The organism is Paenibacillus sp. A14 (genome assembly GCF_036864815.1).
Lineage (GTDB): Bacteria > Bacillota > Bacilli > Paenibacillales > Paenibacillaceae > Fontibacillus > Fontibacillus sanfengchensis.
Window position 1 is genome coordinate 1 of sequence record NZ_JBAGJD010000007.1, and the last position, 13,561, is coordinate 13,561.

The 13,561-nt window shown below is 51.4% G+C and carries 11 protein-coding genes; 5 read left to right on the forward strand and 6 right to left on the reverse strand.

The window, feature by feature from the left end; all coding sequences use genetic code 11:
- From V4U88_RS18190 to V4U88_RS18200, 3 genes are all read right to left on the reverse strand, one after another.
- The coding region (locus tag V4U88_RS18190) for an IS1182 family transposase (RefSeq protein ID WP_334074676.1) at window positions 1–1,025 on the reverse strand (1,025 nt) is incomplete at its 3' end.
- Window positions 1,026–1,662: 637 nt separating this feature from the next.
- Window positions 1,663–2,820: a hypothetical protein gene (locus tag V4U88_RS18195; protein WP_334074677.1), complete on the reverse strand. Its 1,158-nt coding sequence runs from the start codon at window positions 2,818–2,820 to the stop codon at window positions 1,663–1,665.
- Between the two features lie 340 nt (window positions 2,821–3,160).
- A complete protein-coding gene (locus V4U88_RS18200; RefSeq protein ID WP_334074678.1) occupies window positions 3,161–4,906 on the reverse strand; it encodes an ABC transporter ATP-binding protein in 1,746 nt (581 codons plus the stop codon).
- Window positions 4,907–5,065: 159 nt separating this feature from the next.
- On the opposite strand from V4U88_RS18200, the gene V4U88_RS18205 reads away from it, so the two are divergent.
- The 3 genes from V4U88_RS18205 to V4U88_RS18215 all read left to right on the forward strand — a co-directional run bounded on the left by V4U88_RS18205 (window position 5,066) and on the right by V4U88_RS18215 (window position 10,114).
- Complete coding sequence (locus V4U88_RS18205) at window positions 5,066–6,499, forward strand: ABC transporter permease (RefSeq protein ID WP_334074919.1); 1,434 nt, start codon at window positions 5,066–5,068, stop codon at window positions 6,497–6,499.
- Window positions 6,500–6,512: 13 nt separating this feature from the next.
- A complete protein-coding gene (locus V4U88_RS18210) occupies window positions 6,513–7,994 on the forward strand; it encodes an ABC transporter permease (protein ID WP_334074679.1) in 1,482 nt (493 codons plus the stop codon).
- Window positions 7,995–8,290: 296 nt separating this feature from the next.
- Window positions 8,291–10,114, forward strand: coding sequence for an ABC transporter substrate-binding protein (locus V4U88_RS18215; RefSeq protein WP_334074680.1), 1,824 nt, complete (start codon window positions 8,291–8,293; stop codon window positions 10,112–10,114).
- Window positions 10,115–10,189: 75 nt separating this feature from the next.
- Here the strand turns inward: V4U88_RS18215 and V4U88_RS18220 are convergent, their stop codons facing one another.
- From V4U88_RS18220 to V4U88_RS18230, 3 genes are read right to left on the reverse strand one after another with little or no spacing between them, the layout of a single operon-like run.
- Window positions 10,190–10,669, reverse strand: coding sequence for a nitroreductase family protein (locus V4U88_RS18220; protein ID WP_334074681.1), 480 nt, complete (start codon window positions 10,667–10,669; stop codon window positions 10,190–10,192).
- A gap of 38 nt (window positions 10,670–10,707) precedes the next feature.
- Window positions 10,708–11,307, reverse strand: a complete 600-nt coding sequence (locus tag V4U88_RS18225) for a nitroreductase family protein (protein WP_334074682.1) — start codon at window positions 11,305–11,307, stop codon at window positions 10,708–10,710.
- On the reverse strand, window positions 11,304–11,807 hold the full coding sequence (locus tag V4U88_RS18230; RefSeq protein ID WP_334074683.1) for a MarR family transcriptional regulator: 504 nt from the start codon (window positions 11,805–11,807) through the stop codon (window positions 11,304–11,306). The genes V4U88_RS18225 and V4U88_RS18230 overlap by 4 nt, the downstream gene beginning before the upstream one ends.
- Before the next feature lie 211 nt (window positions 11,808–12,018).
- Here V4U88_RS18230 and V4U88_RS18235 point away from each other — a divergent pair, with 211 nt between their 5' ends.
- On the forward strand, window positions 12,019–12,414 hold the full coding sequence (locus V4U88_RS18235) for a GntR family transcriptional regulator (protein ID WP_334074684.1): 396 nt from the start codon (window positions 12,019–12,021) through the stop codon (window positions 12,412–12,414).
- A 2-nt stretch (window positions 12,415–12,416) separates the two neighbouring features.
- Entirely contained in the window at window positions 12,417–13,517 is a 1,101-nt protein-coding gene (locus tag V4U88_RS18240) for a DUF1648 domain-containing protein (RefSeq protein WP_334074685.1), read from the forward strand.
- The last annotated feature ends 44 nt before the right edge of the window (window positions 13,518–13,561 follow it).

Below are 13,561 nucleotides of genomic sequence, written 5' to 3' on the forward strand. Positions count from 1 at the left end.
TGCTCCAGGTAGTCATAATTCTCTTCACCACCATAGCCCGCATCGGCGATGACGGTGCCCGGGAGCTTTCCTAACTGCGATTTTAACTTTTCAAGATGCGGGATGAGGCAGCGCGTATCGGTCGGGCGCTGGTGTAAACTGTAACCGACAATAAATTGATTTTCGGTGCCGATCTGCACATTGTATCCCGGCTTGAGTTGACCATTTCGCATGTGGTCTTCTTTCATTCGCATAAATGTAGCGTCAGGGTCCGTTTTGCTGTAGCTGTTTCTAGTACCTAAAATTGCTTGTTGTGTTTCGTACTTTTGAAGACGCGGAAGCAAGTCCTTACGGAGGGTGCGCACCGCCTTCTTGAGCGGCTTGTCTTTCGGTTTCTCCCGCAGGCGCTCTTCCAATTGCTTGACTGCTTGCTCCAGCTTCTCACTGGTCATAGTAGAGGACTCACCCAGCTCGAGAAGATCCCGACCTTCGTGAATTCCTTCTTCTTGCTTCTCCGCTTCCTCAATGGCTTCAAATAGGGTCTGGACTTTCTCCTGAAGCTTGGCTTTATGCTTCACCATAGCCTTCCCCCAAACAAAGGTATATCGGTTGGCATTCGCTTCAATCTTAGTGCCGTCTACAAAATAATGCTCCAACTGTATGTAGTTCTCCTCTGCCAGAAACTGAAGAACGGCAGTAAACACAGTCTCCAGTGTGCTTTTCATTCGTTCTGATCGAAATCGGTTGATGGTACGGAAGTCTGGGCGCTGACGACCCGCGATCCACATAAACATGATGTTTTCGCGGACAGCTTTGGCGATCTGGCGAGAGGAATAGATGCGCTGTGTGTAGGCGTAAATGATAACTTTGGTGAGCATTTTAGGATGGTAGCTGTCTCGTCCGCCTCCAGGGTAAGACGGGTCGAAGATAGCGTCGTCGAGACGATTTACGGCGGCGTTAACCACGCGAACGAGATGATTTTCGGGGATATCCTCTTCTAAATCCATTGGTAAACAGAGTTGATCCATGGTATATTGAATGTACAAAAGAAACCTCTCCTTTTGGGTAATGGTTGGTGGTACTTCCATTTTACCAAAGAGTGGTTTCTTTTTGTTTGACAAACTAAAAGAGGTTGCCCCTCAGTCATCTATGATGACTTTTGGGACAGCCTCTTTCTTTTACTTTGAAGAGCTTATGTAAATGGCAGGATGTCATACTAATACGGCATCCCCCCGCCCGCTCAAGATATCCCCCCAGAAAAATCTAACGGCTACCATAGCCGCTATTTTGCGGGAAATCGCCTTTTCTGAGTTCTAACGGAAGTGAGCGACCTTATTTGCAACTATTTGGTAAATTATGGATGACTTTACGGAAATAGCGGCTCCTACGACCGTTAGAATTTCCAAACCGCCACTTTTCATTAAATAGCGTTTACTGCGTCCGTTAGAAGGCTCGACAGTTAAAAGACGGTCGCAGTTAGCAAGCCGATCCTCTGAGTCCAGCGGGCCGGCACGCTCAGAGGATTGACTCCGCTCTGCTCAGTCATTCCATCCAATTCCACGCAATGAGAGCTTCTCCCCCGTGACCTTACACGACCATTCTATGTCCCAGAGAGAAGAGACCTCCATCAGCATGGAATTCTTCGACATGATAGAGGGCTCCTCACGGACGTTAGGCTGTCTTTTAACGTTTAGGCGTAATCCACCGGAATTGCTCCACCGACAATCCGAACTGGCGCAGCCCTTTAATGCTTACATGAAGTCGGTCGAATACGACCTCACTGTTGCTTTCGTTAAGCGTATATTTTTTCCCATCGACAGCAAGTTGAAATCCGGACTTCTCCTTCTCTACCTTCCCCCCCAAAGCCTCCGCTAGCGGAGTCAACGGAAGCCAGGTGTCATTATTCACGTCGGTGTAAGCGTAAGGGAGCGAAATGGCGCGGCCATTAACCGTTATGCTCGCTTCATAAACCGTTTCTTCTTGTACCTCAATAGCCGGAATCTCTGCGGGATCGATATTCGGTTCACGTTTTGGCGGGACGACCGTCTTCATCACAGGAAGAGGTTCCGTATTCTTGTAAAACGATTCGATTTCCGCTTGCCCTGCCTTGTGTACGCGTCGGTTGGCCAAATTCAATACATAGGATTTCCGCATAGGCTCGTTATAGGAAATAAGCAGCCGGTTTCCTTTGGCGTCGTAATCCTCCAGCTTGGCCAAGGCGATCCGCTCCACCTTGTTCTTGGCCGGATTGAGGATCACGATTTCGCTTTGCTTCTCCGATTCACTGTACCACTGCACCAACAATCGGTTATCCGGAAGCCATTGGTGCCACATGGACTTCCAAGTTTCATGCCATTTTCGCGATTCTCCGGTTTTCATATTTTTGATATAAAGCGTGTAGTTATTTCTTAGCTGGCTGCTGAGGTAGGACTTCTCCAAAGAAATACCGAACTTGCCGTCCGGGGAAGATTCGTATAAACGCTGACCGGTCACCCGATCGGTAGAAGGGTCATACACAGTAGTTATCAAACCCTTTTGCACCTGATTTTGTCCCAAATAAAACTTGCCGGATTGCTCATCGGGAAAAATATCCCCGTACTTTTCAGGCAAAGCGTGCCAGCTTCCTTCCTTATCAACAAACAGCACCCGGCCTTCCATCGGACCGTTTCTCCAGGTTCTTGCGTTATAGTAGTCCCGTCCCGTTTGTTTATCGGTAAAGACCGGCTCAATCTGCCATCCTTCATCGGACGCCGCGGAAGCGGAAACCGTAAATAAGCTGGCGGCCGAAGACAGGACCAGCCCAAACAGTAGCAAACATTTTAAAAACAGTTTTTTTTGCATTGACTCTCATCCCTTACTTTCCCTTGTGAATTTTTTACAGCCTACTTCATATAGACGGCTTTAACCTGGGGAAAGTTTCTAAACGAGCCATGAAACCAGGAATCTAACGGACGCCATAGCCGCTATATCGGCAAAAAACGCTCTTTCCGAAATCTAACGGACGTATTAGCGCCTATTTCCCTCCATCTCCATCAAAATGGTCGATAACCGCTTAAATAGCGGCTGCTATTTCCGTTAGATCTTGAAATTGGCCTTTTGTGCGGGAATAGCGGCTATTATTTCCCTTAGAATATTTTCGTCGGGACGCGTTACGCTTTGCTTTAAACTATAAAACGCTCCCTCATGCTCCAGGCTCCGCAATGGCCACCCAATGTCCGGGAACGATCTCTCGCAATCGGGCACGCTCCACATTGTAGAGGTCTTCTCCCGAAAACTCCCGCAGCGGGTCCCTCCTTTTTTGAGCCTCGGATTTGGGATCGGGAAGCGGAATCGCCGAAAGCAGCGACTTCGTATAGGCATGCAGCGGATTGGAGTACAGCTCCCCGCTCTCCGCCAGTTCCACGATTCTGCCCCGGTACATCACGGCAACGCGGTCGCTGATATGCTTGACCATGGACAGATCGTGCGCGATGAACAAATACGTGAGCCCAAGCCGCTGCTGAAGCTCCTCCAGCAGCTGTACGATTTGCGACTGGATCGACACGTCGAGCGCGGAGAGAGGTTCGTCGCAGACGATAAACTTGGGATCCACGGCCAGCGCCCGAGCGATTCCAATCCTTTGGCGCTGGCCCCCGGAGAATTCGTGGGGATACCGTTCCGCGCTGGAAGGATCCAGGCCGACCTGATCCAGAAGCTCCTCCACCCGTTTTCTCCGTTCTCCCCGGCTCCCGGTCAGCTTATGTACGTCCAGCGCTTCCCCGATAATATCCAGAACTTTAAGCCGGGGATTCAAGGAGGCGTACGGGTCTTGAAAGATGATCTGCATATGACGGCGCAGCGTCTTCATCTCCGCCCGCGTCATCCGATTTACCGACATGCCGCGATATAGAATCTCCCCGCCGGTCGGCTGGTGAAGACGGAGGATCGCGCGCCCGGTCGTGGATTTGCCGCTCCCCGATTCGCCGACTACGCCCAAGGTTTCCCCCTCGCGGATCGAAAAGCTGATATCGTCGACCGCCTTCAGCACTCTGCCGCGTCCCAGATCGAAGTGTTGCCTTAGCGATTTCACCTCGATCAGCGGTAAGTCGGAATCAGCGGTTTCCCGGCGAAGAGGCGCAGCCTTCGCCTTCTTCGGCTCATGCAGGCGAGGCAAAGCATGCAGCAGCTTCCGGGTGTACGGATGGGACGGATGCGCAAAAATTTGCTCCGTTGTTCCCGTCTCGACCACTTCCCCATCCTTCATGACCACGATGCGATCGCACATCCCGGCAACCACCCCGAAATCATGGGTAATCAGAAGAATCGAGGTCCCCAAACGCCGCTGCATACTCTTCATCAGGTCGAGGATTTGCGCTTGGATTGTCACATCGAGGGCGGTGGTCGGTTCATCCGCGATCAGCAAAGCCGGGCGGCAGGCCAACGCGATCGCAATCATAACGCGCTGGCGCATGCCTCCGGAGAATTCATGGGGATATTGATCATATCTTGTTTCGCTGTCCCGGATTCCCACCCAATTCAGCATTTCGAGCGCCTGCCCTTTGGCTTCCTTTGCCGATAGATTTCGGTGTTTCATCAGACTCTCGGAAATCTGTTCTCCGATTTTCATCGTCGGGTTTAGCGAAGACATCGGGTCCTGAAAAATCATGCCCATCTCCCGTCCCCGGATGCTTTCCATCTCTTTTTCCGAGTAGCCGGCCAAATCTTTGCCCATAAACAGGATCCGGCCCTCTTTGATTTCCGAGTTTGCGGAAGATAACAAACGCATAATGGCGCGGGCGGTCACGCTCTTTCCGCTTCCCGATTCCCCCACGATTCCCAGCGTTTCTCCCTTCCCCACTTCAAAACTGACACCCCGGACAGCCTGCGTCTCTTGATGCCGGTTTAAGAAGGATACGGATAAACTGCGAACTTGCAATAACGGTTCCATTGTCACACCTGCCAATTCTACAATTCTAAAATTTTGAAACAAATTTAGTAATTGACATAAAAAACACCCTAAAATAATATATACTATATCGATCGGAATAATGCAATTTTTGACAGACAAGGAGGCTTGCGAGCCGTGGAAATCGCGAAAGATCCCCAAATGCATATTCAAAAAAATCCCAGGTTATCACGCCGGATCGGCACAACCTTCGAAAAAATGCTCTTGACCCCCGCGTCCAAGTATCTGCTGCTTGTGCTGGGCGCTCCGGTTGCTCTTTTTGTGCTCGGCTTATTCCTATACCGCAGGCGAAGCGATCCCTATAACTTGCTGCGGAAAGAGGTCGAAACCGAACTGCTTGCTTCGGGTCTCAAAGCAAAACTGAAAATGGAAGCCGTCGGCCAATTGGAACGGAAACATCATTTCTTCGGACGAACGGTCAGCCGGGATCGAACGGAACGGGAAGCCGAGAAAATTTCCCTAGAGCTGTTTCTCCAGCAGGTCCGGGAAGAAACCGAAGTCAGACTTGCGCGGAAAAACCTGACACGAGTGAATTATTTTCAAACTTTTCAAAGTCTGCTGGGTGACCCGCTATTTCTGGTGCTGACGTTTATCCCCGGAATTCTGATGTACATTTGGATCTTTTTGCACAGTCAGCCTTATCTTAAATTCGTATTTGACCGGTTGGTGATGAGTCTGTTCGTCATCCTGGGGGTTTCGGTGCTCGTGTTCACGCTGCTTCACCTTTCGCCCATGGACCCCGCCGCGAATATTCTCGGAGAAACGGCCACGGACGAGCAAATTCGGCACTTTAACCAGATATACGGCCTGGATCAACCGTACCTTGCCCAACTTTGGAACACCTTGAAAGGCATCGTTACCTTCGATCTCGGCAAATCGTTCTCGGGCAACGAGCAGGTCACGGCAACCATCGCACGCAAGTTTCCCGTTACGCTGACGCTGACACTCATATCGCTGGTCTTCGCCGTGTTGATCGCCGTACCGGCCGGGATCCTGGCGGCGGCCAAACGAAACTCTTTCTGGGATTATTCCTTCATGTTTATCGCGTTGATCGGCTTGTCCATTCCGAATTTCTGGCAGGGGCTCATTTTTATCTTGAATTTTTCGATCAAGCTCGATTGGCTCCCGGCCACCTTCAATCCGCAAAACGCGCTGTCATACATCATGCCGACGATTGTGCTTGGAACGGGGCTTACCGCCGCTGTCGCCCGAATGACCCGCTCCTCCATGCTCGAGGTCATTCACGAGGACTATATCCTTACCGCCAAGGCGAAGGGACTCGGCAGGCGGCAAGTTCTGTTAAAACACGCGGCGCGCAATGCCGTCATCCCCGTCGTCACCGTCATCGGCTTGCAGTTTGGCGGGATGCTGGGCGGCTCGGCCGTGACGGAAAAAGTGTTCAATATCAGCGGGATCGGCAGCTATATCGTGGATAAACAGTTCATTCCCGACATCCCCAGTATCTTGGGCGGCGTTATCTATACAGCCATTACAATTTCACTGGTCAATGTCATCGTCGATATTTTGTACGCCTTTACCGATCCGCGGATCCGAACCAAGATGAAACAACAGTAAAGCAGGTGAAACCATGACCAAAACAAGCTTGAAATCTTCTGCGGATTACAGGGATGCGGTCTTCTCCGGCATTGCGTCCTTGATCTTGACGGTGATTTTGCTGGTAAACAGCTTTGATTTCTCTAACCGGAGCCTTAAATCTCCGGGATTTATCCTATTCCTGACCTACTTTTTCTTCACTTTGCTGCAGGCCGTCATCATTTTAGGTGTTCGCAGAGATCTGCTGCGGCGGGGGAGCCTGCAGCGATTGACGAGAGTGCTCGGATTCATTCAGCTATTCAGCCTGTTTTCGGGGAATTTGTTTACCGCCGTAGCAGCCTTTCATTTGGTGAAGGTGCGCAAAAGCACGGAGTACACGCTGGCCGTCTATTCCTTTTTGACCGGTGTCTTCGTGATCGCGATTTCCGCTCTGAACCTGTTTAAGCCCTACGTTTCTGACACCTTCCTTCCCGCCATGTTCGGTTTGGTTGCGGTGTCGCTGATTCACTTGGCTAGCCTGCTGATTGTCGCCAAGTACGCCGGCGGCGAGCAAGCGCCTCGATGGCTTGTATGGCCCGCCGTCCTGCTTATCCTCAGCTCCCTGACGGGCAATTTGTTCGCTCTGCTGCTCGGGGTCCAACTCCTGAGCCGAGTCCGCGGCGCGGGAAGATTCTCCCGGGGCAAATGGGAGGAAATCCGGGAAAAGCTCACCGCCAATTCTACCGCGATGCTCGGGATGTTCTTTATCGTCTTTTTGTTCTCCTTGTCGGTTTGCAGTTATTTTACTTTTGACTATGCGATGGCGACGGAGAACAATTACGCCGCGATTCTGCAGCATCCGAGCTTGGCCTACCCGCTCGGGACGGACAATTTCGGCCGGTGCCTCTTCTCCCGGATCGTATTCGGGGCGAGAATCTCCTTGATCGTCGGCCTGATTTCCACCGCCATTCCCGTCGTGGTTGGCGGGATTTTAGGAGCCGTTTCCGGGTATTACGGGCGGCATACGGACAATATCATCATGCGCTGTCTGGATGTGCTGTACGCTATTCCCGGCATCCTGCTGGCCATTGCGATTATCGCCGCTTTTGGCGCCAATACGGTCAACCTGATCCTGGCGCTGAGCATCGGCTCGATTCCGACCTATGCAAGAACGATGCGCGCCAACGTCATGATCGTATCCACCTTGGAATATGTCGAAGCGGCAAGGGCCTTGGGCACCGGTGACCGGGTGATCATTTTTAAGCATATCGTTCCCAACTCCCTGGCCCCCATGATCGTTAAGGCGACCCTGACCATCGGCACCGCCGTCATTTCGACCAGCAGTCTCAGCTTTCTGGGGCTGGGCGTTGAACCGCATATTCCGGAATGGGGCCACATCCTGAAGCTCGGCAGCACCTATCTGGAGTCCCACTCCTACCTGGCGGTTTATCCCGGGCTGGCGATCATCGGCCTGGTTCTGGCATTCAACTTTTTCGGAGACGGCCTCAGGGACGCTCTGGATCCGAAACTTGGCTAAAGCCGGGTTATCGACCGCTTGATTTAGCTTGATCCGTCCGGATGCTTTTCATTTTTCCCCATGAAAAATGAATTCATATATAAATTCATATAAGTTGAACTAAAGAATTAGCAATCGGCAAGAGTGTGAAACGATTCTGGAGAAGCGTAGCGCTCGCCTTTGTGACTGGATTTCTACCTTAATAAATTTAATTAAGAAATCTGGGAGCAACAGCGATCGGAAGAACATTTCACACGGCTGCCTTACATGCAAATCAATAGTTCATATTATATAGAAGTGTGAGGAGGAACCAACCTATGAAAAAAAATGTGATATTAACCTTATTGATGGCCGTCGCCCTGATCGCCGGCGGGTGCTCGGTCCAAACCAAGTCCGAGGTCGCGGACAAACCGAAAGACGCCGAAACGGAGACGGTGACCGATCCTTCCCCCATTGACATCGAGCTGTTGGGCATGAGCTCCAATGAATCGGATCTGAATATCATCCGGGATCAGTTAAGCAAGAACGGGTTTAACGTCAAACTCAACATTCAGCCGGACTACGGCAGTTATAAGGCTCAGCAGGACGCCGGAAATTACGATATCGCCCATTCCAGCTGGACGACGGTGACCGGGAATCCCGACTATGCGGTCAGGTCCCTGTTCAAAACTGGGGGAGACTACAGCATTTTATCCGATCCCGAAATCGATCAGCTCATCGACAAGGCCGCCACGGAAACGCCGGAGCAGTTTAAAGAAACCTATAAACAGCTGGAGCAGCGCCTCGTTTTCGACAAAGCCTATATCGCTCCACTCTATATTTCTTTGAAAAGCCAGGCCGTGAACAAGGACATCTTGAATCCCGATACCGTCAGATTGTCCAAATCCCGGGCATTGGCTTGGGAGAGCATTGATTTTAACGATACGTCCAAACGGGATAAGGAGCCCCTCATCCTGACCCAATCGGCTTCGGTCTTGACATCCCTCGACCCGATCAAGGGGAACGACGGTTCGATTAACCAGTTAAACACCAACATGTATGTCCGGTTAATCAATCTGACCGATGACGACAAGATCACCTCCGACGGATCGCTGTCCCATAACTACAGCATCGCCGAGGGGAATTCCGAGTACTATTTCCTGCTGCGGGACGATATCAATTTCGCCAAAATCAACAACAAAAAAGCCGTCGACACCGGCGAACGCGTGGGGGCGGACGATGTGATCTTCTCCCTCAACCGGGCCAAGGACAAAAATTCCGTTCCGGATCACCGCACGTACAGCTTGCATGAACATATTAAAACCGTGGAGCCTGTCACGGATCTGGCGGCTTTGGAAAGCACCAAGCCGGCCGCGGGCGGCGGGACCGTCAAAGAAGCGCTGGAAGCGGGGCTGGGGACGAAAATCAAACAGCTCGTCACGGACAAACGGGAAGCCGACAACAAGGCCGGGAAATATCAGGTAGTCAAATTAACCACCACCGAGCCGTTCCCACAGGTGCTGAACTATCTGGCTCACCAGTCCGCGGGGATCGTGTCGAAGAAACAAGTGGAAAGCATCAACACGTATGATGTGGCAACGTTTGACATAAATAAGGATATTCCTTACGGGGATCAGAATACGGTCACAGAAGGCAGCCAGTACAACAACACGCTGTACGCGAGCGGCCCCTACATCCTGTCTTCCAAGAACGATTATGAAGGCGTATTTTACAAAAACCCGGGATACCGCAAGGGAAGCGAATACGAACCGAAAATTTCGACGGTGAAAGTCCGCTTTATCGCGGATGCCGACAGTGCTTTGTCCGCGTTGCGGAGCAGCGAAATCCATCTCTACTACGGTGTGCCGGAAACCAAATATGATTTGGTCAAAGGCGACAGCAAGCTCAAGCTGCAAACGATAGAAAGCAATGGCGTCACCTATTTGCTCTTTAATACGGGGAACCGGGAGGTTGCCAAAAACGAGGACTTGAGAAAAGCGGTGCTGTACTCCATTAATCAGGACGAAATTCTGGCCTTTTACAACGGCAATAAAATCAAGGCCGTTTCGACCGTCAGTCCGCTCGTGAAAACCGGAAACGAAGTGACCGCCGATCCGGCGAAAGTCAAGGAATTCCTGGGCAAATACAAAGCGGGCAAATAGCGGGGATTATCTGGGACTATAAAGACTGCTCCTCCATCAGCGTTGATGGGGGGCAGTCTTTTTTGACGGAAAAATCTATATTCTGTCTACTCTTAATGCCGGCGGGTCCCCGGTAACGAAAGCTTTCCCCAACTCAGGGTCGGCGTATCCCAGTTCCAGGACAGCGGCGAGGCGCTCTTTCTCCCCCACGCCGAAACCCCGGTTTAACTCCGCGTCGTAAAACCATTCGTGCATGGTCCATTTGACGCCGAGCCCCTTCTCTGCGGCAAGCAAAACAAAATTTTGCACCAGACAACACACTGCGGCAAAGTCTTCCTTCCGTTTATGCGGATCCGCATCCTCCTTCATGACCACAAGAAGATACGCGAAAGCCGGATTCTGCAATCCCCGATTCAGTCTGCCCTGCTCACGGTCCGCATAGATAAATCTCCAAGGCTCCCGAAGCCCGTCATTGGGAGCCCAGACCGCGTCATTCAGCAACTCCAGCACCCGTTCACTGGAGACCTCTCCATCTTTATACAAATGTTGTGTTACCGGCGACGGATACCGTTCCATCCCGTCCCTCCTTTCGCCCTCTATAGAGCGTGCAGTATTTATCCTTCATATATGGTCCATTTTTGTTCGGCAGGTGTACGAGGCCGTGCTTTCGGGGGTTTATCGAAATATCCGATATGCAGGATCCCCGCCACCCGCTCGTCTTCCCCGAGGCCGATCCTGCGAAAGAAAGTCTCATTTTGGATTATCGGCTCCGTATCCCAAAGCATGCCCAACCGCTTCTCCCAACCTAACAGCTGGAAGGTCTGCATGATTCCGCAAACCGCGGCGTAATTGCGTTCACTGCCGAGTTTGTCTGCGGGATCGACTTTAAATATCACCACCAAATGGGCCGGAATCGAGACGAACCGCTTTTTCATGCCTTCCTTCAAACGGGCGGGGAGCAGTTTCCCCCACCCGGTTCCCGTCGCTTGCTCCAACATAGCGTCGGCGAGACGCATGTTGGAAGCCGGATTATCGGCGAGCTGGCAGCGCCAGGAAACCGGGATTCCCAACGGATTCCACCTCGCCGCTGTCTCCAGCAGTTCCAGGATCAATTCTCCGGATACTGGTTCGCTGTTAAACTTACGGATGCTTCTCCGTTCCCGAACAAATCGGGCAATGCCTGCCGGAACGGAATGCTTCTTCTCCTCCGTCATGGGTTCGCTCCCTCCGCCATTCTTTGACCCAATTCCATACTGTAATCCAGTAAGAAGCGCTGTATGGTTCTCAGTTCCCCCTCGGTATACTGGTCCAGGAATCGGAAAAAACGCGCCTTCTCCTCTTCATGCAGCCGCAAGTGCAGGCGATAGATCTCCTTCCCGGCCGGAGTCAGCCGAAAATAAGCCTCTTTTTTGTTGTCCTTCAGTTGGGTTCGCGTCACCAACCTCTCTTCCAGCAGTTTGCCGGTTATTTTGGTGATGCTTGCCTTGGACAACTCCATCTTCTCCGAAATCGCCGTGCTGTTTATCGGTTCATGGCGGCCAATGCAATCCAGGACATGAACGGCGGTGATGTTCAGAGCAAATGACTCGATATTTTCCAACTGGCAAAGCTTTTGGAAATCGACGATTTCCGTTTCCGAGAAGCGCTCATGTTGGTGAAGAAACTTTAAATAACCTTCGTGGAGTTGTGATTTAATGCTAAGGGTCGATTCCACAGGCATCCCCTTTCGTATCAATGTAATAATTTGATTTACTTATAAATACACCATATAAAAAGTGAATTCCGGTTAAATCAACAATATTGTTTATACGTTAACAATAATAAATTATCCTTTTCATTTTTTCAACCATCTCTCTTTACTATTGCTCATCTATCTGTTATATTATTTGTATAACAGTTATAACAACGAAGGAAGGAGGATTCTCTTGATCATTGAGCTTGATTTACAATCGGAGATCCCCATTTATACTCAATTGGTAAACCGGATTATCGAGGGAATCGCCAGCGGGCAACTGCAGCCGGGAGAACCGCTGCCGTCCGTTCGGAATCTGGCCTCCGATATCGGGATCAATCTCCATACCGTCAACAAAGCCTATACGCTGCTCAAACAGGACGGCTATATCCAGGTTCACCGTCAGCGCGGCGTCGTCATTCATCCGGAAGGCATGCCCCCCGTCACGCCTGAATTTGCGGAGAAGCAGCAAAGCGCACTGCGGCCCATCGTTGCCGAAGCCATCTGCCGGGGGATGCAGCGGGAGGACCTGCTCCAGCTCGTCAGCACCCTGTATCACGAAATCAAACAACCCGATGAGGTGAATTAATCATGCAAACTCTGTCCGTCATGCTGCTCGTACTCATGTTGCTGCCGGTTGTATTTTCTCTCTCCTTTATGCCTTATTTAACCCGAGAGACGATCAGCTTCGGCGTTACTGTCAATGAAGAAACCTATCGCAGCGAACCGCTGCGCCGGATGCGCCGGGCTTACGCTACGCTTAGTCTAAGCCTGTACGCCGTCCTGTTCCTCGCCTGTCTCCTGGGCGTGCTCCGATTCGGCGGAGCCGAGGCCCAATTCACGATCTTCGCGATCGGCATAGGCATTATGGTCGTGATTTCGATCGTGCTCAACATCGTTTTTCACTTAAATATGAAAAAGCGGCTTCCGTCCCTGCCTTCCACGCCGGCTGAAAAAAGCAAAGTCGTGATCGACACGGGGTTCCGCCGGAACAAATTGACCTGGTCCAACGCCTGGTTTCTCGTCCACGCCGCGATCATTGCGGGATGCGTCCTGCTCACATTGGCCAATTACGATGCCATTCCCGACCAAATCGCCATGAAATTCGATTTTGCGGGGAATGTGACCCGGTTTGCCGACAAAACGATGCTGACCGCCCTTTTTCCGAATTTCATGCAAGTGGTTATGACGCTTCTGTTCCTGTTCATCAATTGGAGCATTAACCATAGCAAGCAGCAAACCTATGCCGGGGATCCGGAGCGATCCGTACGCCAAAGCACGTTGTTTCGCCGCAACTGGTCGTTGTACACCCTGATTTCCGGGCTGGCTATGGTCCTGTTGTTCTCGTTCATCCAGCTTAATATGCTGTATCCGATGGACACGGATCTCATCATGCTGGTCAGTTTGGCGGTTCCTGTCTTTATCGTTCTGTTTGCAGCCATCCTCTCCTTTATCACGGGGCAAGGCGGCAGCCGCCTCGGACGAAAACAGGGGCCTTCCGCGGTGCAGCCGGCCAATGACGACCGCTACTGGAAGCTGGGCGGTTTATATTACAACCCGCAGGACCCTTCCATCTTTGTGGAAAAAAGAATGGGCATCGGCTGGACGCTCAATTTCGCCCACCCGGTAGGGTGGATTATTCTCGGAGGCGTGCTCATCGTCATAGCCGTGGCCGCCATAATTTCGGGTTAATCCTTTACGGATTCACTTTTATAGAGTTTCACTATGTACAGTCA